We start from the raw sequence: 20,953 nt of genomic DNA on the forward strand, positions 1-20,953 counted from the left end.
AACCTTCATTCAATGGTATACTATAGGTTGGAATCTTTAGTAGTAAGGGAGAGGAACTATGGGGAAGAAGTCAAACAAAAAGAAATCACACGTACCTTTCCGTTTAAATATTATCTTCTTTATTGTTTTTCTTCTTTTTGCTGGATTAATACTTCAGTTAGGAGTTGTACAAATTTTAACTGGAGAGTCAGCACAGGAAGAAATTGATCGTACGGAAAATACGACCACCACAATACCTGTTCCAAGAGGAGAAATGTATGACCGTTATGGGCGGGTGATGGTAAATAACGAACCTCTTTACTCGATTACATATACGCCGCCTAAAGGGGTACAGCCACAGGATCGTCTGGAAGTTGCAGAAGCAATGGCAGAGTATATTGAAATGGATTTTGAAGATGAATTAACAGAGAGAGACTTAAAAGATTATTACTTTATTCAGAATGAAGAAGAAGTAACTGAACGACTTTCCGAAGAAGACTTGGAAGATCTAGACAACGGGGAAGTGTATCAAGCCCAAATTGACAGTATTACAGAAGAAGAAATCGATAGTTTTGATGACGAGACGAAAGAAATTATCGCGATAAAAAAAGAACTTGATCAGGCTTATACTTTATCACCTCATATTGTAAAGAATGCTGAGATTTCTCAGGAGGAATACTCTACGGTAGCTGAACATTTGTCTGAACTGCCGGGTGTCAATGTAACTTCAGATTGGGACAGGGAATATCCTTTCGAAAATACATTCAGGGGATTTCTAGGCGGCATCACTTCAAGTGACCAAGGGATTCCTCAAGATGAAGAGGATTATTACATGTCGCTGGATTACAGCCGTAATGACCGGGTAGGTACAAGCGGTCTTGAAGAGCAGTATGAGAATGTATTAAGGGGTACTAAAGAAAAGGTACAATATACAACAGATAAAGATAACAATGTGATTGATACAGAAGTAGTTCGAGAAGGCTCAAGAGGTAAAGATCTTATGCTTTCTTTAGATATTGAATTACAGGAAGAGGTTGACCGTATTGTAGAGGACGAACTCGTTAAAGCTATTGAAGAAGATCCACAGGCGAACAGACATATGGAAAATGCTATTGTCGTTATGTCCGACCCTAATAATGGAGAAGTGCTTGCTGTTTCAGGTAAAGAGTATAACCGGGACAGGGAGTCAGGGGATGATAAAGTATCTGATGCCTCCTATCAATCCGTTTATAACGCTTATATGCCGGGCTCTACGGTTAAAGGTGCTACGGTCCTTACAGGACTTGAAGAAGGTGTAATTACACCCAGCACGGTAGTGAATGATAGGACATTAAGATTTCAAGGTACGCCTAATAAGAGTTCTTATAGGCCAGGAATCGGTAATGTCAATTATCGCCAGGCGCTGCAGCAGTCTTCAAACGTCTATATGTTTTTTATTGCCATGTGGATGGGCGGACATGAGTATGTGAATAATGGTCCGTTAGGGTTAGAAAGTGATACATTGCAGCGTTTTGTCTATCATTTTAATCAATTCGGATTAGGGGTAGAAACAGGGATTGACTTTCCTTATGAATCTAGAGGTTCTGAGGAATTAAACTTTAGTAACCCTGGTAACGTGCTGGATTATTCTATCGGCCAGTATAGCACGTATACGGCAATGCAGCTCAATCAGTATGTTTCTACAATTGCCAACGGCGGGCAGAGAGTTGAACCTAAGCTGGTTAAAGAAGTACACAACCCTAATCAGGAAGAAGAGGGACTTGGGCCATTGTATGATAAAAATGATACGACAGTAATGAATAATTTAACAATGGAAAATGAAGACATAACTAGAGTGCAGGAAGCATTTCGAGATGTGATGCTCCCTGGCGGTACTGCATCCGGATATTTTGATGGCGCGGACTACCAGCCTGCTGGTAAGACAGGTACAGCTCAGGAAATTGTAACGGAACGAGACGAAGACGGGGACATTGTTTATGATGAAGCGGGAGATCCTGTTCAGTATGAGACCCTGAACTTGACGATGGTAGGATATGCCCCATTTGATAACCCAGAGGTTGCTTTTTCCGTGATGGTACCATTTACAGGCGAGGATGCGGATACAAGTATAAACGGAGAGATTGCCCGTAAAATTATGGATGCTTATTTCGATCTTAAAGAAGAACGAGAAGAAGATGGAATAAACCTTGAATTAACGGAAGCAGACGAGAAAACAGAAGAAATTGAAGAGGATGAAGAGTAATGCTGAGGCATTGCTCTTTTTTTGTGGTCTGGGAAGCTTAAATACTCTCACTATTAGCAATCCGCCTTGCGGTAGAATGACCGATTCCTTCAGTTGTATTGACTATTAGTTCAACAATTCATATATATACATAGAAATTATCATATTTACAAAACATTTACGTTTGATTCATATGCAATTAAAACTCCACCTTTAGTATATGAATTGTGAGTTGGTCAAGCCAAAATCCAAAACATTTAGAGAATGTAGGGGGAGTAAAGATGAAGAGCTTTAAAAGATTAGCACTACTATTTGCGTTCTTTTTAGTAGTCGGGGTACTTGCTGCATGCGGAGGATCTTCCGAGGAAGGAAATTCAGGTTCTGAAGACGGAGGATCTGAAGAAGGATCTGGTGAATCAGGTTCAATCACTGTTGGTGGTTCAAGTGCAATGCAGCCTCTAGTTGCAGCAGCAGCTGAAGAATTCACAGCTGAAAACTCTGACGCTCAAATCGATGTTCAAGGCGGCGGAAGCGGTACTGGTTTGAGTGAAGTTGCAGCAGGCAACTTTGACATTGGTAACTCAGATTACTTTGCTGAAACTAAGGACGATATTGACGCTGAAGAACTTGTCGACCACAAAGTAGCCGTTGTAGGTATGACTGCAGCCGCTCACCCAGAAGTTGGCGTTGATAACTTATCTAAAGATGAACTTAAAGAAATTTTCACAGGAGAAATCACAAACTGGTCTGAAGTTGGCGGAGCAGATGAAGAAATCACCTTGGTTAACCGTCCTGACGGTTCAGGCACTCGTGCTACTTTCAACGAATTCGGACTAGACGGTGAGGAACCTGCTGAAGGCATTACAGAAGACTCTTCCAACCGTGTTATGCAAATCGTAAATGATACTCCTGGGGCAGTAGGTTATCTATCCTTCGCTTACTTTGAACGCAACGAAGACATTGTACCGCTGGGTGTTGACGGAGTAGAACCTACTGATGAAAACGTAAAAACAGGGGAATTCCCGATTTGGGCATATCAGCACAGCTACACGCAGGGCGAACCTGAAGGTCTGGAAAAAGAATTTCTTGATTATATGATGAGTGAAGAAATTCAAACATCTCTACTGCCGGATCAAGGATATATTCCTGCTACTGAAATGGAAGTAGAACGGGACGCTGAAGGTAACGAATCAGATATTGAGTAAGATTTATAACTAACAATTTAATCGGGATATCATAAGGGTTGGCCTGAGAATCTGAACATAAATTAATGAATTTTTTCTTGATTCATTAATTCGTCGGATGTCCGGGTTCAACCCATTTCCCATGCTTTAGGAGGATATTTATGGAGAACGCTCAGAAGAGTGAGACTAACAATCATAGATTACTAAAGAAGAACGGCTCTTCCAGTAAGAAGAATGAAAAGAGGGGCAAAGCTCTAGTATATTCCAGTGCAGCTATCGTTATCATAGCTACGCTTGCGATCACTCTTTTCCTGGGGTATAAAGGAATTCGTACGTTCTTTGTATTTGATGTAAGTGTATGGAACTTTCTGACGACAACCGACTGGGATGGTACTGAAAACAGTGGTGCCTTCTCATTTATATTCGGTTCATTTGCAGTTACATTTCTAGCCGCTTTAGTAGCTGCGCCATTAGGTATAGGCAGCGCAATTTTCATGACGGAAATTGCAAAAAAATGGGGGCAGAAAGTTCTTCAACCTGTTATTGAGATATTAGTCGGAATTCCTTCCGTTGTTTATGGACTAATTGGTGTTACAGTAATTGTCCCTCTGCTTAGAGATAATGTAGGAGGTCTCGGCTTTAGCTTGCTGGCGGGAATGATTGTTGTAGGAGTTATGATCCTGCCAACGATTACTAGTATTTCTGCAGATGCAATTAAAGCCATCCCGCAAGACATTAAAGATGCCTCTTATGGCCTTGGGGCTACAAGATGGCAGACGATTTATAAAGTTATTATTCCGGCAGCACTGCCGTCATTAATGACAGCAATAGTTCTAGGCATGGCACGCGCCTTCGGAGAAGCTTTAGCTGTTCAAATGGTTATAGGTAACGTAAAAGGTCTTCCCGAGTCAATTACGGATCAGGCCGCTACGTTAACATCTATTATTACGCTGGATATGCCTCACACCACTTATGGAAGTGTGCATAACAGCTTGCTATGGTCACTGGGATTATTCTTATTAATTATGTCCTATGTGTTTATTATTATCATTCGTTTTGTGTCCTCAAGGAGGAAAGTATAATGAGTAGACGAATCATAAACAATTTCGCAACATCTGTTTTCATTTTGTGTGCCGTAATAATGACAGCAACCCTTGTATATTTATTAGGGTACATTCTAACAAATGGCCTTTCTAATGTAGACTGGTCTTTCTTAACAACTAACTCCAGTTCAGCAATGGAAGGCGGAGGAATTAAAAATCAGCTTTGGAATTCTTTCTATATCCTCGTAGTAACATTGATTTTGTCTGTGCCGTTAGGTGTATTAGGCGGTATCTATCTGGCGGAATATGCCAGACCGGGGAAATTAACGAATGTTATTCGTACAAGTGTAGAAGTATTATCATCACTTCCTTCTATAGTAGTAGGAATGTTTGGTTTGCTTGTTTTCGTTCAATATGCCGGATTAGGGTATTCAATAATTGCAGGTGCGCTGGCACTCACAGTATTTAACCTGCCAATAATCGTTCGTGTAACAGAAGACTCGATTCGCTCTGTTCCTAAGAAACAGAAAAATGCCAGTCTTGCCCTTGGAATTACTCATTGGCATACAGTCAAAACCGTACTGGTACCAGCGGCTTTCCCTGGAATTTTAACTGGTATATTACTGTCAGCAGGACGTATTTTCGGTGAGGCAGCAGCTTTATTATTCACAGCGGGCCTATCCACAAACAACTTACAATTTGATACGTGGAATCCCTTTAATTCCGATTCCCCATTAAACCCTTTCCGATCAGCTGAAACTTTGTCTGTGCATATTTGGAAAGTCAACTCTCAGGGAATTATGCCCGACGTAGACGAGATTGCAAGTGGATCTGCTGCCGTTCTGATTCTTTTTGTACTAGTGTTTAATGTTACGGCACGTGTTATAGGAAACATTATTTATAACAAGATTACCGGTTCAAAATAAGAAAGGGGATTCTTCATGTTAAAGGTAAAAAAACATGCTGAAAATAATTATGGCGAGAGCCAGACTAAAGAGAGAACCTTGGATAAAACGAATGAACCTGAGTTTAACTCCCTGCTTGATTTACGCAATTTGAGCGTATATTACGGTGACCATCAGGCCGTAAAAAACGTATCGATGCCGATAGAGAAAAATAAAGTTACGGCGTTCATTGGACCTTCAGGATGTGGTAAATCAACCCTCCTGCGCACAATCAACCGTATGAACGACCAAATTCCTATTGCTCACTATGATGGAGAAATTAATTATGATGGGGTAAACATTCTAAACAAAGATATTGACGTTGTCGCCTTAAGAAAAGAAATCGGCATGGTGTTCCAGGAACCGAATCCATTTCCGAAACCAATTAGAAAGAATATCACTCATGCGTTGAAATTTATGGGTATGGCTAAATCAAATATGAATGAAATAGTAGAAAATTCACTGAAGCAGGCAGCATTATGGGATGAAATTAAAGACAGACTGGGCGATTCTGCTCTCTCGCTTTCAGGGGGACAGCAGCAACGACTTTGTATTGCAAGGGCGTTGGCTCTTCAGCCTAATGTATTGCTGTTGGATGAACCTACTTCAGCGCTCGATCCTATTTCCAGTGCTAAAGTAGAAGACCTGGTCATGGAGCTTAAACAACATTATACGATCGCAATCGTAACTCACAATATGGAGCAGGCAGCTCGGATTTCAGATAACACGGCTTTCCTATACAATGGTGATTTAATTGAATTTGGAAACACATCCGACCTGTTTACGAATCCTAAAGAACAACGTACGGAAGATTATATTTCTGGAAAGTTCAGTTAAGGTTATTAACTATTATATATATGCAGATAAATTTTCAGTAGAGAGATATTTTTCTTGTAAAGGGATGAGTTCAAATGGAGAAACACTCTTATGAGGTGGAAAACTTAAATTTATGGTATGGCAGTTCTCAAGCTTTACATGAAGTGAAGATGGATATCCCTTCCAATCAGGTGACCGCAATAATAGGACCTTCAGGCTGTGGGAAGTCCACTTTCTTAAAAGCTTTAAATAGAATGGTGGAAATGGTGCCTGGTGTTAAAGTGGCAGGTAATATTAAATATAACGGAGATGATATTTTATCATCAAAATATCATCCAGAAGAGTTGAGAACAAAAGTTGGGATGGTATTTCAACATCCCAATCCGTTTCCTAAATCTATTTATGACAACGTGGCATTTGGTGCCAGAGTTAAAGGGATTCGTAAAAAAGCCGTATTAGATGAAATGGTGGAAAAAAGCTTAAAGCGGGCAGCCATATGGGATGAAGTAAAAGATCGATTAAATAAAAACGCTATGGGGTTATCCGGCGGACAGCAGCAAAGAATCTGCATTGCCCGGGCGATTGCTAATGAACCTGATGTTGTACTTATGGATGAACCTACTTCTGCGTTAGATCCAATCTCTACACTCAGGGTTGAGGAATTAATTCAGCAGCTGAAGGAACATTACACTATAGTGGTGGTCACACACAATATGCAGCAGGCCTCACGTATATCAGACCGTACGGCTTTCTTCTTAAATGGAGAAATTATTGAATATGATAACACAGACCAGATCTTTTCTAATCCTAGAGATAGACGCACTGAAGATTATATTAGTGGAAGGTTTGGTTAATACCAAGGGGGAAACCATCTATGCAAACAAGGCGTTTTTTTAATGAAGAGCTGCAACAGCTAAAGCTTGAAGTAGAAGAATTAGCAGAGGACACAAAGAAAGTTCTTACTACCTCTGTTGAGGCGTTATATAATAGTGATCTTAAAACTGCTCAACGTATCATTGAAGAAGATCACATTTATAATGAGAAAGAGCAGCATATAAACGATTCTGCATTAGTGATGATTGCAAAACAACAGCCTGTAGCATCCGATTTAAGAAGATTAATTGCAGCTATTAAAATATCAAGTGATTTAGAAAGAATGGCCGATCATGGGAAAAACATTGCTAAAGCCACTCTTTTTCTAGGAGATGACCATCCGATTTCCATTCACTCTACCATTAAGGAAATGACGGAAATTGCTGTGTCTATGGTCGACATTGCTGTGAAAGGATATCATAACGAGGATATTTCTTTTGCGAGGGTACTGGCAGAAAAAGACGATAAAGTTGATGAACTGTATGGTCGTGTGACTAAGGATCTCTTAGAATTAACGGCAAATAACCCTGATCAAATTCAATATATTATGCAGACAGCCTACACTTCAAGATATATTGAACGTTTCGCTGATCACCTGACTAATATAGGTGAAAGCATTCTCTATTTAGTTAAAGGTGTTTCCTATGATTTAAATGAATAGTTTTAAAGAGGACCCCTGAAATTATATGGGGTCCTTCCTGTGTTTTGAAAACTATCTTGTTATTGCGTCTGCCACTTCATCTCTATTCATGCCGCTGTTCAATTCAAACTCTCCAATTTGAATATACTGGGTCAGCTTGCGGTCTGATAAATACTTGTCGAATGAATTCGCATTATCTATAATACCTTCTCGTTCAAGAGATTGACTAATGTCTGTGGAACTGATCCCTTCTTTTATTACTAACGTGTAGGTGTCAGAACCATTTGTCTCATTATCCTGTTTTTTAGATTGCTCTTCTTCTTCAGACTTTTCTTCCTCGGAGCTCGTATTGCTGCTCTCTTCTTTGGTTTCATCATTTGTCTGCTCGCTTAAAGCTTCATTAATCTGCTGTTGAAGTTCTTCATCAGAAAGAACTTGATAATTGCTTTCTTCTAGTCTCTGAATCATTTCACTTTCATTCATTGAAGTGTTGGTACCCTCAGCAGTTTTGTCTGGAGAGAGCCAGTAAGCAGAACTTAAAATTACAGTTGAAACGGCTATCCCCAGTGAGAAAAAACGAACCGAATGCTTCATTGACTGACACCCTTTGGAGAGTAATGATGGACAATCGAATGGACCTCTTGAATGCTCATATTTGTTTCTTTAGCAATCCGTTCAGTTGAGTATCCGCCCTGGTACATACTTTTAATGGTCTGTACTAATGAAGTAGACGAAGGAGCAGATGGACGAGTCTGCTTTATCATTTCTTCAGGCAGCTCTCCTGCTAATAACTCTTCTTCAAGAACATTGAGCTTTTTCTTCACTTGATATGTATCCTGCATCATTTGGATGGACATTTGTTCGACCTGATCTTCCACGTCCTTTAGTCGATCATTCATGAAGAATGATGCAATGAAGAGTACAACACTAATAGAAGCTAATGTAAGTAATGTAGTAATCATTTGTTGAATTCCTCTCTTTCCACGTTCAGTTATACCATATTTAAATAAATAATTCTATAATCTATTTCGTCTATTTACATTACACACTTGAAAGGAGCAGGAAGTTTTGGTACGATTATAAAGTCTGATTATGTGGATAAAGACAGTGAATTGAATCATGATTTGGAGGGATAAACCATGCGTGTAAATGTCACACTTGCTTGCACTGAAACTGGTGACCGCAATTATATTACTACAAAAAACAAGCGTACAAACCCTGAACGTATCGAGCTTAAAAAATACAGCCCGCGTGTTGGGAAGCATACGCTTCATCGTGAGACCAAATAAGCAGCGGAGTTTATACTCTGCTGTTTTTTTATAGGGATGATTATAATGAAGAAACAGTTATTAAGAGAGCAAGGAAAGCTTATCCTTAAATCATTTACGAAAGCTGAGAAGACATCCGTTGAAGAACGGCTCTATCAACAGCTATTTCAATCCAACCTTTTTAAACACTCGGAGACAGTGGCGCTGACTGTATCTTTGGCTGATGAATGGAATACTTATCCAATAATTGAACAAGCATGGAAAGAACACAAACAAGTTCTCGTACCTAAATGTGATCGAAACACTAAGGCGATGACGTTTTATCAATTAGAGAACCTGGATCAATTAGAGACTGTATATTATGGGTTAAAAGAGCCATCTCCTGAAATTTCTAAGTTAGTTAAGAAATCATATATTCAATTAATAGTGGTCCCCGGACTCCTCTTTGATCATAAAGGATTTAGAATCGGTTACGGCGGCGGATTCTATGATCGATATTTAAAGGATTATCAAGGGACCACTGCTTCATTGTTATCAAGGAAACAATTAATTGAGAAAGTTCCTTCTGAACCATTTGACCAGCCTGTTCAGCAATTATTTACAGAAGATGGGATCATAAAGACGACCGGTTATAGGAATAATCAGCACTGATTTCGTGAAAACTAAACCGAACCTAAATTATCGGGAGGTTTTCAAGATGAAAGATAAAAGTCTCTTTTTTAGTCTGCTGCTGATTCCTGCTGGAGCCATTTTATTTATACAACGAAATAAACTTATTCCTTTTATTGCTTCTGTCCCCATATTAAGAAAATTCAGTGTGCGTTTTTTAATGAAGCTGCCTTTCGTCAGACAAAAACTAATAGGAAATCTTTTTAAGTAAAACTACCTTCACCTGCGGTAGTTTTTATTTTTGCCGTCTGAGAATAAATTTACTTATAGAGCAATTTTCAGAGCATGCGCGCAAGTAGTCGCCTCATAAGTTACCCACGATGAGAAAGGGATAGCTCCCTTCCTGAAGAGGTTTTTACTTCGTGGTTCCAGGCTGTTGAGCCTTTGTTCTTGGCCCGGCATGCCATGGGCATGGTATTATTTTCTTATAAGGAGGGGAGAGGACGTGTATATTAAACAGGAGTTTTACTTATGGAGGTTATGCTATGACTTAGTTGTTAAACATAACTGCGACCTGGTGTTTGTTGATGAGAATAGCAGCGAAGTCTGGCTGGTTAAAGAAGTGCGGGGCAGAAAAGACGTGGTCAGAATAGTGCACAAGGAAATAAATTGGAGAAATGAACTTAAGCGGGATGTCGAGTATACTCAAGAGCAGGTGCGTAAAAATAAACATCTGTTTCAAGGCAGCCGCATTCATTTTCATTGTGTGTTTCTTTCTGAATTCCCTCCTGTAGACCATTGGGAAGACATTAAATTTGAATCAAATAAGCGTGTGAAAGAATTAAATGTGTATTATATGGATGATCAAGAAAAATCAAAAGAGCTTCCCGAATTTATGAACACCTTTCAAATTCCTGTTCAGCCTTATAGAACAGATAAAGATGAGATAGAGTATGAAAGACAAGGACAGTACTTAAAACAGCAAATCATATCTATTCACGAGAAAAGAAATAGAGAGCTGCAGGAAGTGTTTTCCTATGGGAAATCCATTTTTACTTTTGTGTTCATTCTCATCAATTTACTTGTTTTTGCTATGATGGAGCGGGTTGGTGGAAGTACTTCTGCAGCCACCCTCATAGAATTTGGTGCTAAATACAACCCGGAGATTCTTAAAGGGGAATGGTGGAGAATTATTACTTCCATGTTTCTTCATATAGGAATCGTACATTTACTTATGAACATGCTTGCTTTGTTTTATTTAGGTATAGCAGTGGAGAAAATTTATGGGTCCTACCGCTTTGTGTTGATTTTCTTTTTAGCTGGAATTTTTGGCGGGACCGCTAGTTTTATGCTAAATCCCAATATTGCTGCCGGAGCGTCTGGAGCTATATTTGGTTTGTTTGGAGCCCTGCTTTATTTTGGTCTGAACAAGAAGCGGGTATTTTTTCAGACAATGGGATATAATCTGCTCACCATTATTGGGATTAATCTAGCATTTGGCATCATAGTTCCTCAAATTGATAATGGAGCTCACGTAGGCGGGTTGATTGGAGGGTTTATCGCCTCCATGATGACAGGGCTGCCCAAACAAATCCACCTGAAGAAAAGAAGGATCTTTGCAGGACTGCTGTATGGAACGATAATGTTTACGATGATCAGCATCGGGATTTCAAAAGGATAAGGACGAACAATATAGGAAAGAACTGCAGTCTGTTAATCTGCAGCTCTTTCGCCTGATTTATTGGCTGTGCTGTAGTTGGACTTTATTCAATAATACTGAATGAGCTGTTTTTTTTCACCCTGATCGTCCTCAAATAATACCATTAAGTGTTTGCCTTTTTTATCAAAAAGCAGTAATGGAATATAGCTTTGAATAGGATGCTTCGATTTAGCATCTCTAATCCCAAGGATGTAATTCTTGTACAGCCCTTCCCATAATTGGCCTGAAATACGACTGTATTGGTCGCCTGTTGTATAGGGGAAAGGATTTTCTTCATTAAATTCAGGCAGGTCAGTGAGTGGTACCTGTTCATATTGGCTTTCAGGGATTTGATAGAAAGCTAAAAGTTCGTCCCACTGCGCCTTAAGCTGTTGGTAGATAGAATGGTCCAGTTTATTCTGCCAATCTTCCTCTTCCTTCGTTTTTGCGGACTTAAAGGCCATTCGATTCGTGTAAGGCGAGTCGATAATATACAATTGATCACTTGTAGTTGCCTGAATACTGTTAATTACCTCTTCGTCTTTATGTATTTCGCCGTGATGAAAAGAAAGTGCTTCATATTTCTTCGTATCCTCTCCGTGAAGAGTAGAATGTTTACTCAATTCATCTGTGTTTTCCTGCCATTTATTTATAACCCCTTTTAATCTGCCATTTACATAAAGCAGTGAAACATCCTGCCTGAGGTAAACCGGCTGATCGCTCTTGGACGAAATTTCCCAGCCTATTTCATACTCATCGGCTCCTTCCCCTTCTTGATAAGAAAGAGAAGTTTCTGCTTTTTCAAATGTTACATCTTCATCAGTAGGGAAGTATTTCACAACTGCTTCCTCTTTAGAAATAGTATAAAAATAAAAGACCATCAAAAAGACAAGAGTGGCACAAATCGATAACCAAATGTATTTCAATTGTCCGCATCCCCTTTAATTACGCTATATTATACATCTATGATTGAAATGTAGAGGACATGCTTAAAAATATCATTCCATGAATGATTTTCATTGATTGGTGAAGCCTAATCAACATAGAGGGCATGGGGGTGAAGGAATGAAAAAGAAACAACCTATGTTTGAAAGTTTCGATAAAAATGTTGAATTCTTTACGGAATATTTAGGAACGGATGAAAGCTTTGATTTAATTCATTTAGATGTAGTTTATGCCAAGCGGAAAATGTCACTGTTCATGGTGGATGGTTTCGTTAAAGATGATATCCTTCACTATTTAATGAGGGGTCTTTCACACCTGGAACCAGAAGATTTAGAGGTGGATGTCCTTGAGAACCTGTTGAAAACTCATATTCCTTACGTGGAACTGGATAAAGAAAGGGATTTGCTTAAAGCGGCTGATCATGTACTGGCAGGTCCGACAGCTTTGATTGTAGAAGGCGTCGACCATGTAATAATGATTGATGCTAGAACGTATCCTGTGCGTGGACCGGAAGAGCCGGATTTAGAACGGGTGGTCAGGGGATCGAGAGATGGATTTGTAGAGACCATCGTCTTTAACGCTGCTCTAACAAGGAGAAGAGTACGAGATCGTTCCTTGCGCATGGAATATTTGCAGATAGGCAGACGGTCGCAGACAGATATATGTCTTTGTTACATTAAGGAGATAGCTGAGGATGAACGGGTTCAGCACTTGAGGCGAGTGCTGAAAGAGATTGATACGGATGCTCTTCCGATGGCGGAAAAAACTATCGAAGAATATATCAGCGGACAACATTGGAACCCTTATCCAGTTATTCGCTATACAGAGCGTCCCGACACGGCCGCCGCTCATTTATATGAAGGCCATATTCTAATCATTATTGATGGCTCACCAAGTGTAATGATTACACCTGCTACTTTTTGGCATCATATGCAGCATGCAGAGGAGTATCGTCAGAAACCTTTAGTCGGGGCTTATCTTCGCTGGGTTAGATTCGCTGCATTGTTTATGTCTCTATTTTTGTTACCTTTGTATTATTTATTTTCTATTCAACCTGAGCTTCTCCCTGTTGAATTATCCTATATCGGACCAGAGGAAGAAGGGGCTATTCCACTTCTTGTGCAATTTTTAATAGCTGAGATCGGCATAGATATGTTAAGAATGGCAGCTATCCATACCCCTTCTTCTCTGGCCACTGCTTTAGGACTGGTTGCGGCCATATTGATAGGACAAGTAGCTGTAGATGTTGGTCTTTTTTCAACCGAAGTCGTTCTTTATCTTTCGATAGCAGCAATAGGTACATTTGCAACTCCAAGCTATGAAGTAGGATTAGCTGATCGAATTTCACGAGTAGCACTATTAGTAGTCACCGGCTTCTTTGGTTTAAAGGGTTATTTAATCGGTATCACCTTCTGGATTTTATATCTTTCTCATATGAAATCCTTTAAGACACCATATATGTGGCCGTTTATTCCTTTTTCTTTACGAGCGTTCCGTGATATATTAATTCGTTCCCCTATACCATTAAAAAATAGAAGACCGGCATTTCTGCATCCTAAAGACCCTGATCGCTAACTTGATCAGGGTGTTAACCGTTTTCAACGACGCTTTAGATTGGTATAATGAGAGAGGTGATAAAAATGAAAACAATTTATGATATCCAACAATTATTAAAAAAATTTGGAACGTTTATTTATGTAGGAGACCGTCTTGCAGAATTAGAACTAATGGAGGATGAAATCCAGACGATGTACGAAGCACAATGTATAACTAAAGAAGATTATTCAATGGCTATTCTGCTGCTCAGAACAGAAATAGCCGTTCTAAGGGATAAGAGAAAAGGGGAGAGTATCTAAGATGAATGAGAAATACTGTATAGGCGCGGATATTGGCGGAACGACTATTAAGCTTGCGGTAATTTCTACTGAAGGCGACATTATTAAAAAATGGGAGATCCACACTGATACAAGTAATCACGGTAAGAATATTACCAACGATATTAACTACACCATTAATGAAACTCTAGAAGAGCTGAATATACATAAAGAGTCCATATTGGGTATAGGCGCGGGTGCTCCGGGGTTTGTTGATACAAGTACCGGCTATATAAACGAAGCTATTAATATAGGCTGGAAGCATTTTGATTTTGGAGTAGAATTAAAAGATTTAACCGGACTGCCAGTATGGGTGGACAATGATGCGAATCTTGCTGCTTTAGGTGAGAACTGGTTAGGAGCGGGAAGAGGCGTTCAAAATTTAATAGCCGTTACACTCGGGACTGGTGTAGGAGGAGGAATTATCGCTAATGGAGAGATTCTAAACGGAGCGAATGGGACGGCTGCTGAGATCGGTCACATGACGGTAAAAACTTCAGGTGGCGCCTCATGCAACTGCGGACGGACGGGATGTTTAGAAACAGAAACGTCAGCTACTGCTATTGTTAGAAAAGCCTATGAGGCATTAGCTGAATCGCCAGATTCGCTGCTTGCCGGCTTTGATAAAATAACCTCTAAAGATGTGTTTGAAGCAGCACATCAAGGAGATGAGGCAGCCGGTAAGGTCTTAGTAGAAGTAATCGATACACTCGGGCTGGCCCTTGCAAACCTTACTGTAACAATTAATCCTAATAAAATTGTATTAGGAGGAGGAGTATCTAAAGCTGGACAGCAGTTATTGGATCCTTTAAAACAATCATTTAAGAATTATGCTCTTCCAAGAGCAGCAGAGGCTTGTGAATTTGAAATTGCAGAATTAGGAAATGATGCAGGTGTGATAGGCGGAGCTTCTCTTGTGAAACAGTATCATTAAAAAAAGCCATTGAATTGGCTTTTTTTTAATGGAAACACGCCCAAGTATGTGAACAAGGTGTATGTTTTTATAGAGGAGATCATCCTAGTAATTAATGGGAAATACTATATCCGGTGAAACTTTTATGGTATGATATTCGTCATATTAGAGGATATTGTTTAAAAAAGAACTAGCGTGGAAATTAATAAAAGATAAACATCCTGAATCGGTTACGGTTTACAGGGTGGAGGAGGAAAATTATGCAATTTAACAAATTTCGAGTGCCTTTATTTGTTATTGCATCCTTTCTCTTTGGTTTAAAAACATATTTTATGTACCGTTTTATGTTTGGCTTAACCATAGAAAATTTGATGCAGGAATTTATTTTATTTATTAACCCTTTAGCGAGCGCATATTTAGTGTTTGCCATCAGCGTCTGGCTGAAGCCGAAAAATCAAATGAGATATTTACGCTGGACAGCCGTAATTGGTACGCTGATCCTTTATTTAAACTTAGTGTTCTATAGGAATTTCACGGACTTTATAACCATACCAGTTTTGTTTCAAGGCAACAATGCAGCCGATTTAACATCGAGTATCTTTACACTGATCCACTTTGAAGATTTTCTGCTGATATTGGATATTATCGTCATATGGTGGATTAGTTTTAAATCGCCTCATGCTTCCGTTCACTTTAATAAACATTCTAAGATTGCAGCAACTGCTGTAACTTTTTTGCTGTTAGCAGGAAATGTAGTTTTAGCTGAAATCGAGCGTCCGATGCTTTTTGTACGGGCATTTGACCGCGAATATATTGTTAAAAATATAGGGATATATAATTACCACATTTATGATGCAACGATGCAGACTAAGACAAAAGCTCAGCGAGCATTCGCAGACAGCAGTGAAATCAGCGGGATAGAATCGTATATGAAAGAAGAAACTGGATCCAAAGAAGACTCCGATATGTTTGGAGTGGCAGAAGACAAAAATGTTATATTTGTAAGCATTGAATCATTCCAAAATTATTTGCTGGATTCTGACATAAATGGAACCGAAACAACACCATTTCTAAATGATTTGAAGGAAAGAGAAGATACCATCTGGTTTGAGAATTTTTATCACCAGACAGCACAGGGTAAAACCTCCGATTCTGAGTTTATAGTTGAGAATTCCCTTTATCCATTGGACAGGGGTTCTGTATACTTTACTCATGCACAAAATGAATACAACGCTCTTCCTGAGATTCTTAACAAAAATGAGTACGAAACCAGTGTGTTCCATGCGAATAATAAAAGTTTTTGGAATCGTGATGTAATGTACGATAATATTGAATACGATGAGTTTCACGGTGATGAGTCTTACGAAGAAACTGAAGAAAACTCTTTTGGCTGGGGATTGGAAGATAAAGCATTCTTTGAGCAATCAATTCCTTATTTAGAAGAACAAGAACAGCCATTTTACAGTAAATTTATTACGTTAACCCATCACTTTCCTTTTGAACTGCCGGAGGAAAAAGCAAATATCGATAAACATGATTCCGGATCTCAGACTTTAAACGATTCTTTTCAGACAGCAAGGTATACAGATGAATCCTTAGAATTGTTTTTCGAAGAATTAAAAGAATCCGGATTATACGAGGATTCCATCATTGTACTCATGGGAGATCATTATGGAATTAGTGAATATCATAATAAGGCTATGGGTGAATTTATTGGAGAAGAAATCGATGGTTATGAACATATGCAGCTTCAGCGTGTCCCTTTCATGATTCATATCCCTGGATATGAAGGCGGAGGGAAACGTGAAGAAGTTGTGGGACAAATTGATGTTAAACCGACTTTGTTAAATTTATTAGGTATTAAAGATGAAAACGACTTAACCTTCGGATCAGACATGTTTTCTGATGACCGCAAAGGATTTATTGCCATGCGAGACGGAAGTTTTGTAAGTGAAGATTATATTTACACGGATTCTATTTGCTACGATCGAGAAACAGGGGAAGAAGTTGATCCGGAGGAAGAAGCTTGCGCACCAGTTCGAGAAAATGTTGATCAGGAATTACAATATTCCAATGACATCATATACGGTGATCTATTCCGGTTTTATGATTTTAATTAGCTTAAAAAGTCATTATGAGTACTGACTCATAATGACTTTTTGCTTTTATATATAAACCGTTTAACGGGTATGATAAAGATGGAACAGCTTTAAAGAAGGGGGAAAAATGATGTTTAGATTTGAAGGAGTATCATATGGACCATTGAAAAATTTATCATTCTCAATTAATAAAAAAGAGAAAGTGATGCTGTTTGGTCCTTCCGGTGCAGGAAAAAGCACATTACTGTTTTTGTTTAATCGATTACATAGCCCCTCAGAGGGTCAAATTTATTTAGAGGGCCAGGACGTGGCGGATTATGAGGTTACAGCATTAAGAAAGAGAGTAGGCTTGGTGCTGCAGGAGCCGAATTTATTTCCTGGAACCGTACTCGATAATATTAAATACGGTCCTTCTATTTTTGGGGAGTGGGAAGATCAGGATGCAAAAAGGTTACTTCAATATGTTCACCTTCCTTCTTCTTATGTAAACCGTGATGCTGAACAGCTTTCCGGAGGAGAAAAGCAGAGAGTATCTCTGGCCCGTACCTTAGCCAATTCTCCTGAAATTCTCCTCCTGGACGAGCCGACCAGTGCGTTAGATTACCGCACAGCTGAAGAGATTGAGGACTGCTTAGAAATACTGATAGAGGAACATAAACTTACAATGGTGATGGTGACCCATAACCTGAACCAGGCCCGCCGCCTTGGAGATCGCGGGCTCTTTATGGTGAATGGTAAGATAATCGAAGATGGAAAAATCTCTGAAATGTTAACAAATCCTCAAACGAACGAATTGGCAAGGTTTATAGAAGAGTAAGGGGGGCGAGGCTGTAATGGAACCGGAAATTTCGAATCAATCGCTGCTATTTTTGACTGTCTTTGTATTTATACCACTTTCTTTATCATATTTTTATCAATTGGGTTTAAGCAGAAATATATTATGGTCCTCCATCCGGGGGACACTTCAGTTGTTTGCTATTGGCTACCTGTTAACTTATTTATTTGATTTACAGGCAGGAATAGGCATACCATTAATGATAAGTATCATGATCATGGTAGCTGCTTTTCATGCCAGATTAAAAGGGAGAGAGCTTCCCAACGTTTTTTGGTACATACTAGCGGGGCTGGTTGTTATTGAAGTCAGCGTATTAAGTATGTGGCTCTTATTTGATATGGTAGAGTTTACTCCCTCAGAAGTTATACCAATGAGCGGCATGGTGATTGGCAATAGCATGATTGCTATGGGACTGGCACTTGAAAGAATGAAAAATGAATTTAAAGAGAATAACGGAAGATTATTAGCAGCATTATCTTTAGGGGCTAAGCCTAATAGTGCTTCAAAGTTAATAGTACAAAAGACATTAAATGCAGCGCTAATTCCAAATGTTGACCAATTAAAAACTATAGGATTGGTTCAGCTTCCCGGTATGATGACGGGATTAATATTAGGAGGCGTTGAGCCGGTTATGGCAATAAAGTACCAGCTTGTCATTTCATTAAGTATTTTTTCCTCTGTTTCTTTAAGTGCAATGTTCATAACGTTATCAATGTACCGCTACTTTTTCAATGAACAGGCTCAACTCCTTGAAACAGAAGAGGAAATACGAAATCAAACCTAAACAAAAGATCCAGCTGCCCGAAAGCAGCTGGATCCTGTTTTTAGTTCTTATGTTTTAGCCAATTAAATTTGCATAAATTGTCATTATCGAAAACCAGCCAAACATTAGAGCTGAGCCAGCCGCAAAAAGAACAGCAAAGAAATTTTTCGTTTTAATTTCCCTAAATACAGCCATTACACATAAGATTGTTACGAGTAAAAGAAGAATTGCTGTTACCACTAGAAGCCCTCCAATATCCTTTTCTTTATTATCACCCGATCAGTTTGGATGTTATACTATATGTACCGTTTTCATTCCACATTTATTTTATAGTATTAAAGGTCATTTGTCGAGTAGTTCCTGCTTTTTTAATTTACGGAAAATGAGGTGGTAAGATTGTTAAACATTACGAGACTTCCCCTTGGGTTGATGGGGACAAATTCTTATATAATTAGTGAAAATAAAAAGGCTGTTGTAGTAGATCCAGGTGGTGATTTTCAAAAATTAGATCAGACTGTCAAAGAGAAAGGTTTAGAGGTAATAGCTATTCTTTTAACTCATGCTCACTTTGATCACATTGGGGCAGTGGATGAAACGAGGGACGCTTATCAAGTCCCGGTGTATCTGCATCATGCTGAACATGACTGGCTTATGGACAGTAGACTTAATGGGTCCTCTTTTTTTCAATTAGGTGAAATAACAGCCCGGTCTGCAGATTTCGAGCTGGAGCCTGGAGCAATGGAAATTGGACCGATTGCTTTTGAAGTTCGACATACACCCGGCCATTCCCCGGGGAGTGTTTCATTTGTCTTCCGCAGCCAGCGGTTCACAGTTGTGGGTGATACCTTATTCCAAAGAGGGATTGGGAGGACAGACCTTCCCGGAGGGGATCGTGAATTACTGGAGGATAGCATTACGACTCAATTATTCAGCCTGAGAAATGATATGAGAATCTTTCCCGGACATGGTCTCCCAACGACTGTAGAAGAGGAAAAAAGAGAAAACCCGTTTTTTAAGTAAAGAAAGTATGATAAGACTAAAAAAACTGTTCCCGAGGGGAACAGTTTTTTTAATGGCCTCCAAAAGAAGGAACTAAAATAAATGAAGAGTAATACGTAAAACCAATCATAAACACTGTCAAGTACGAAAAGAATATGTATATGTACATACGTTCAGACAGCTTGAGGTACCCAATTGCAAGGAAAAAGGCAGTTTGAGCTAAAGATAAAAATGCCGCCTCCATCATGTCGCCAACATAAAACATGACAGCAAATATCCCAGTCCAGAACGCCATTACGCGAAACATGCGATCCATGCTTCTTCCCCCTCCTTTATCATCTATCATCATAACGTTATCATTCATATTATAAACGACCGTCAGCCGAATGTAAATAAACCATATATTTATCTCTTTTACCTTTGCCTTGTTTTGAATTTTTAAACCATATATGAAAATAAAATTTTTATTAAAGTTAGTCATTATAGGTTTAATAAATTGTACAAAGGTTATACATTAACAGTACATTAAAGATTCGACAAAAATTTCAATTATAGAAGGAGCGATCAAGATGGAAGGTCTGAAATTCTACAGCTATCCTAGTTGCACATCCTGTCGCCGGACGAAGTCATGGTTAACTACAAAAGGAGTTCCATTTGATGAACAGCACTTATTCAGAGAGACCCCAACGGTTGAAGAGTTAAAGCAAATTCTGTCCCTCACTACTAATGGAATAGACGAAATACTTGCGAAAAGAAGTAAAGAGTTTAAATCCCTGAATTTAGAAGTTGAGGAATTAACTATAAATGAATTTCTTAAGCTGCTAAACGAAAAACCTAAATTACTGCGAAGACCGATACTAACTGATGGCGAGAAGCTGGTTGTAGGATACAATGAAGAGGGTTTAAAAGGATTAACTTCAAAACCTGAACAGACTGTGAAAATTTCATAATTTGCTTCATAGCCGCAATTTGTTCACACAGCATCGGCTTTTACAGAATACTTTCTATAGAAAATTTTCGTCTGTCCGGAATCAATAGTGATATGCCATCTGCACTTATAATCGTATTCTTCAAGCAGTTCACAGCTGAACTTTGCTTCTCCATGAGGTAAAGTAAAGCTGGCTCCTGAAGTATATGGATTATCTTCTTTGATACTCATTAACTCAGCTTCTGCGTAGTAGAATACATTTTGCAGCTTAGCTGTATAAATAAAAGCCTGCGTAGACCTAATCTGTGTCTCAAAGTGTTT

Annotated in this window: 25 protein-coding genes; 19 read left to right on the plus strand and 6 right to left on the minus strand. The window is 39.0% G+C overall.

All coding sequences use genetic code 11. The features are described from left to right. Positions 1 to 58 precede the first annotated feature (58 nt). From LF822_RS01800 to phoU, 7 genes are all read left to right on the plus strand, one after another. On the plus strand, positions 59 to 2,221 hold the full coding sequence (locus LF822_RS01800; protein WP_253922249.1) for a peptidoglycan D,D-transpeptidase FtsI family protein: 2,163 nt from the start codon (positions 59 to 61) through the stop codon (positions 2,219 to 2,221). 260 nt (positions 2,222 to 2,481) lie between these two features. After that, positions 2,482 to 3,405 (plus strand): phosphate ABC transporter substrate-binding protein PstS family protein, encoded by a 924-nt coding sequence (locus tag LF822_RS01805; protein WP_253922250.1) that lies wholly within the window; start codon positions 2,482 to 2,484, stop codon positions 3,403 to 3,405. Between the two features lie 140 nt (positions 3,406 to 3,545). Continuing rightward, positions 3,546 to 4,466, plus strand: a complete 921-nt coding sequence (gene pstC, locus LF822_RS01810) for a phosphate ABC transporter permease subunit PstC (protein WP_253922251.1) — start codon at positions 3,546 to 3,548, stop codon at positions 4,464 to 4,466. Then, positions 4,466 to 5,353, plus strand: a complete 888-nt coding sequence (gene pstA, locus LF822_RS01815; protein ID WP_253922252.1) for a phosphate ABC transporter permease PstA — start codon at positions 4,466 to 4,468, stop codon at positions 5,351 to 5,353. Before pstC ends, pstA begins: the two co-directional genes overlap by 1 nt. Positions 5,354 to 5,368: 15 nt before the next feature. After that, a complete protein-coding gene (pstB, locus tag LF822_RS01820) occupies positions 5,369 to 6,208 on the plus strand; it encodes a phosphate ABC transporter ATP-binding protein PstB (RefSeq protein ID WP_371925810.1) in 840 nt (279 codons plus the stop codon). A gap of 74 nt (positions 6,209 to 6,282) precedes the next feature. After that, the gene (gene pstB, locus LF822_RS01825) at positions 6,283 to 7,041 is read left to right on the plus strand and encodes a phosphate ABC transporter ATP-binding protein PstB (RefSeq protein ID WP_253922253.1); all 759 of its coding nucleotides are present in this window, start codon (positions 6,283 to 6,285) and stop codon (positions 7,039 to 7,041) included. A 20-nt stretch (positions 7,042 to 7,061) separates the two neighbouring features. Beyond that, positions 7,062 to 7,721, plus strand: a complete 660-nt coding sequence (phoU, locus tag LF822_RS01830) for a phosphate signaling complex protein PhoU (RefSeq protein ID WP_253922254.1) — start codon at positions 7,062 to 7,064, stop codon at positions 7,719 to 7,721. 51 nt (positions 7,722 to 7,772) lie between these two features. Here phoU and LF822_RS01835 read toward each other — a convergent pair whose 3' ends face one another. Together LF822_RS01835 and LF822_RS01840 are read right to left on the minus strand one after the other, a co-directional pair. Further along, entirely contained in the window at positions 7,773 to 8,294 is a 522-nt protein-coding gene (locus tag LF822_RS01835) for a hypothetical protein (RefSeq protein WP_253922255.1), read from the minus strand. Continuing rightward, positions 8,291 to 8,662: a hypothetical protein gene (locus tag LF822_RS01840; RefSeq protein ID WP_253922256.1), complete on the minus strand. Its 372-nt coding sequence runs from the start codon at positions 8,660 to 8,662 to the stop codon at positions 8,291 to 8,293. The genes LF822_RS01835 and LF822_RS01840 overlap by 4 nt, the downstream gene beginning before the upstream one ends. A gap of 177 nt (positions 8,663 to 8,839) precedes the next feature. Here LF822_RS01840 and rpmG point away from each other — a divergent pair, with 177 nt between their 5' ends. From rpmG to LF822_RS23005, 4 genes are all read left to right on the plus strand, one after another. Beyond that, positions 8,840 to 8,989 (plus strand): 50S ribosomal protein L33, encoded by a 150-nt coding sequence (gene rpmG / locus LF822_RS01845; protein ID WP_253922257.1) that lies wholly within the window; start codon positions 8,840 to 8,842, stop codon positions 8,987 to 8,989. Positions 8,990 to 9,034: 45 nt separating this feature from the next. After that, positions 9,035 to 9,619 (plus strand): 5-formyltetrahydrofolate cyclo-ligase, encoded by a 585-nt coding sequence (locus LF822_RS01850; protein ID WP_253922258.1) that lies wholly within the window; start codon positions 9,035 to 9,037, stop codon positions 9,617 to 9,619. 46 nt (positions 9,620 to 9,665) lie between these two features. After that, entirely contained in the window at positions 9,666 to 9,848 is a 183-nt protein-coding gene (locus LF822_RS01855; RefSeq protein ID WP_253922259.1) for a hypothetical protein, read from the plus strand. Between the two features lie 234 nt (positions 9,849 to 10,082). Then, positions 10,083 to 11,258 carry a rhomboid family intramembrane serine protease gene (locus tag LF822_RS23005; protein WP_253922260.1) on the plus strand — a complete coding sequence of 392 codons (1,176 nt, stop codon included), beginning with the start codon at positions 10,083 to 10,085 and terminating at the stop codon, positions 11,256 to 11,258. 86 nt (positions 11,259 to 11,344) lie between these two features. Here the strand turns inward: LF822_RS23005 and LF822_RS01865 are convergent, their stop codons facing one another. After that, positions 11,345 to 12,202 carry a hypothetical protein gene (locus tag LF822_RS01865; RefSeq protein ID WP_253922261.1) on the minus strand — a complete coding sequence of 286 codons (858 nt, stop codon included), beginning with the start codon at positions 12,200 to 12,202 and terminating at the stop codon, positions 11,345 to 11,347. Between the two features lie 139 nt (positions 12,203 to 12,341). Here LF822_RS01865 and LF822_RS01870 point away from each other — a divergent pair, with 139 nt between their 5' ends. The 6 genes from LF822_RS01870 (at position 12,342) to LF822_RS01895 (ending at position 18,726) form a co-directional block, all read left to right on the plus strand. Further along, positions 12,342 to 13,796 (plus strand): spore germination protein, encoded by a 1,455-nt coding sequence (locus tag LF822_RS01870; protein WP_253922262.1) that lies wholly within the window; start codon positions 12,342 to 12,344, stop codon positions 13,794 to 13,796. Positions 13,797 to 13,861: 65 nt separating this feature from the next. Continuing rightward, positions 13,862 to 14,077, plus strand: a complete 216-nt coding sequence (locus tag LF822_RS01875; protein WP_253922263.1) for a YqgQ family protein — start codon at positions 13,862 to 13,864, stop codon at positions 14,075 to 14,077. 1 nt (position 14,078) lies between these two features. After that, positions 14,079 to 15,029 carry an ROK family glucokinase gene (locus tag LF822_RS01880; protein WP_253922264.1) on the plus strand — a complete coding sequence of 317 codons (951 nt, stop codon included), beginning with the start codon at positions 14,079 to 14,081 and terminating at the stop codon, positions 15,027 to 15,029. Positions 15,030 to 15,268: 239 nt separating this feature from the next. Then, positions 15,269 to 17,128, plus strand: coding sequence for an LTA synthase family protein (locus LF822_RS01885; protein WP_253922265.1), 1,860 nt, complete (start codon positions 15,269 to 15,271; stop codon positions 17,126 to 17,128). Between the two features lie 109 nt (positions 17,129 to 17,237). Beyond that, the gene (locus tag LF822_RS01890; protein ID WP_253922266.1) at positions 17,238 to 17,924 is read left to right on the plus strand and encodes an ABC transporter ATP-binding protein; all 687 of its coding nucleotides are present in this window, start codon (positions 17,238 to 17,240) and stop codon (positions 17,922 to 17,924) included. Between the two features lie 16 nt (positions 17,925 to 17,940). Further along, positions 17,941 to 18,726 carry an ABC transporter permease gene (locus LF822_RS01895; RefSeq protein WP_253922267.1) on the plus strand — a complete coding sequence of 262 codons (786 nt, stop codon included), beginning with the start codon at positions 17,941 to 17,943 and terminating at the stop codon, positions 18,724 to 18,726. A 54-nt stretch (positions 18,727 to 18,780) separates the two neighbouring features. Here the strand turns inward: LF822_RS01895 and LF822_RS01900 are convergent, their stop codons facing one another. Beyond that, a complete protein-coding gene (locus LF822_RS01900) occupies positions 18,781 to 18,945 on the minus strand; it encodes a DUF2759 domain-containing protein (RefSeq protein WP_253922268.1) in 165 nt (54 codons plus the stop codon). A gap of 147 nt (positions 18,946 to 19,092) precedes the next feature. Here LF822_RS01900 and LF822_RS01905 point away from each other — a divergent pair, with 147 nt between their 5' ends. Then, positions 19,093 to 19,725 carry an MBL fold metallo-hydrolase gene (locus tag LF822_RS01905; protein ID WP_371925811.1) on the plus strand — a complete coding sequence of 211 codons (633 nt, stop codon included), beginning with the start codon at positions 19,093 to 19,095 and terminating at the stop codon, positions 19,723 to 19,725. Positions 19,726 to 19,774: 49 nt separating this feature from the next. Here LF822_RS01905 and LF822_RS01910 read toward each other — a convergent pair whose 3' ends face one another. Continuing rightward, positions 19,775 to 20,020, minus strand: coding sequence for a DUF2626 domain-containing protein (locus LF822_RS01910; protein ID WP_253922270.1), 246 nt, complete (start codon positions 20,018 to 20,020; stop codon positions 19,775 to 19,777). 253 nt (positions 20,021 to 20,273) lie between these two features. Between LF822_RS01910 and LF822_RS01915 the strand changes: the two genes are divergently transcribed. Beyond that, positions 20,274 to 20,654, plus strand: coding sequence for a Spx/MgsR family RNA polymerase-binding regulatory protein (locus tag LF822_RS01915; RefSeq protein ID WP_253922271.1), 381 nt, complete (start codon positions 20,274 to 20,276; stop codon positions 20,652 to 20,654). Between the two features lie 23 nt (positions 20,655 to 20,677). On the opposite strand, the gene LF822_RS01920 is transcribed toward LF822_RS01915, so the two are convergent. Beyond that, entirely contained in the window at positions 20,678 to 20,863 is a 186-nt protein-coding gene (locus LF822_RS01920; RefSeq protein ID WP_253922272.1) for a hypothetical protein, read from the minus strand. Positions 20,864 to 20,953: the final 90 nt, after the last annotated feature.

Origin of the sequence: Halobacillus sp. A5, from assembly GCF_024189315.1 — a bacterium.
Taxonomy (GTDB): Bacteria; Bacillota; Bacilli; order Bacillales; family Halobacillaceae; genus Halobacillus_A.

Bases quoted from the DNA above. Each gene is read 5' to 3' on its own strand.
- pstA (WP_253922252.1), top strand. From the start codon at position 4,466: ATGAGTAGACGAATCATAAACAATTTCGCAACATCTGTTTTCATTTTG.
- LF822_RS01895 (WP_253922267.1), top strand. From the start codon at position 17,941: ATGGAACCGGAAATTTCGAATCAATCGCTGCTATTTTTGACTGTCTTT.
- LF822_RS01875 (WP_253922263.1), top strand. From the start codon at position 13,862: ATGAAAACAATTTATGATATCCAACAATTATTAAAAAAATTTGGAACG.
- LF822_RS01800 (WP_253922249.1), top strand. From the start codon at position 59: ATGGGGAAGAAGTCAAACAAAAAGAAATCACACGTACCTTTCCGTTTA.
- LF822_RS01890 (WP_253922266.1), top strand. From the start codon at position 17,238: ATGTTTAGATTTGAAGGAGTATCATATGGACCATTGAAAAATTTATCA.
- LF822_RS01910 (WP_253922270.1), bottom strand. From the start codon at position 20,020: ATGGATCGCATGTTTCGCGTAATGGCGTTCTGGACTGGGATATTTGCT.
- LF822_RS01805 (WP_253922250.1), top strand. From the start codon at position 2,482: ATGAAGAGCTTTAAAAGATTAGCACTACTATTTGCGTTCTTTTTAGTA.
- LF822_RS01880 (WP_253922264.1), top strand. From the start codon at position 14,079: ATGAATGAGAAATACTGTATAGGCGCGGATATTGGCGGAACGACTATT.
- pstC (WP_253922251.1), top strand. From the start codon at position 3,546: ATGGAGAACGCTCAGAAGAGTGAGACTAACAATCATAGATTACTAAAG.
- pstB (WP_253922253.1), top strand. From the start codon at position 6,283: ATGGAGAAACACTCTTATGAGGTGGAAAACTTAAATTTATGGTATGGC.
- LF822_RS01850 (WP_253922258.1), top strand. From the start codon at position 9,035: ATGAAGAAACAGTTATTAAGAGAGCAAGGAAAGCTTATCCTTAAATCA.
- pstB (WP_371925810.1), top strand. From the start codon at position 5,369: ATGTTAAAGGTAAAAAAACATGCTGAAAATAATTATGGCGAGAGCCAG.
- phoU (WP_253922254.1), top strand. From the start codon at position 7,062: ATGCAAACAAGGCGTTTTTTTAATGAAGAGCTGCAACAGCTAAAGCTT.
- LF822_RS01920 (WP_253922272.1), bottom strand. From the start codon at position 20,863: ATGAGTATCAAAGAAGATAATCCATATACTTCAGGAGCCAGCTTTACT.
- LF822_RS01915 (WP_253922271.1), top strand. From the start codon at position 20,274: ATGGAAGGTCTGAAATTCTACAGCTATCCTAGTTGCACATCCTGTCGC.
- rpmG (WP_253922257.1), top strand. From the start codon at position 8,840: ATGCGTGTAAATGTCACACTTGCTTGCACTGAAACTGGTGACCGCAAT.
- LF822_RS01870 (WP_253922262.1), top strand. From the start codon at position 12,342: ATGAAAAAGAAACAACCTATGTTTGAAAGTTTCGATAAAAATGTTGAA.
- LF822_RS01855 (WP_253922259.1), top strand. From the start codon at position 9,666: ATGAAAGATAAAAGTCTCTTTTTTAGTCTGCTGCTGATTCCTGCTGGA.
- LF822_RS01885 (WP_253922265.1), top strand. From the start codon at position 15,269: ATGCAATTTAACAAATTTCGAGTGCCTTTATTTGTTATTGCATCCTTT.
- LF822_RS01840 (WP_253922256.1), bottom strand. From the start codon at position 8,662: ATGATTACTACATTACTTACATTAGCTTCTATTAGTGTTGTACTCTTC.
- LF822_RS01835 (WP_253922255.1), bottom strand. From the start codon at position 8,294: ATGAAGCATTCGGTTCGTTTTTTCTCACTGGGGATAGCCGTTTCAACT.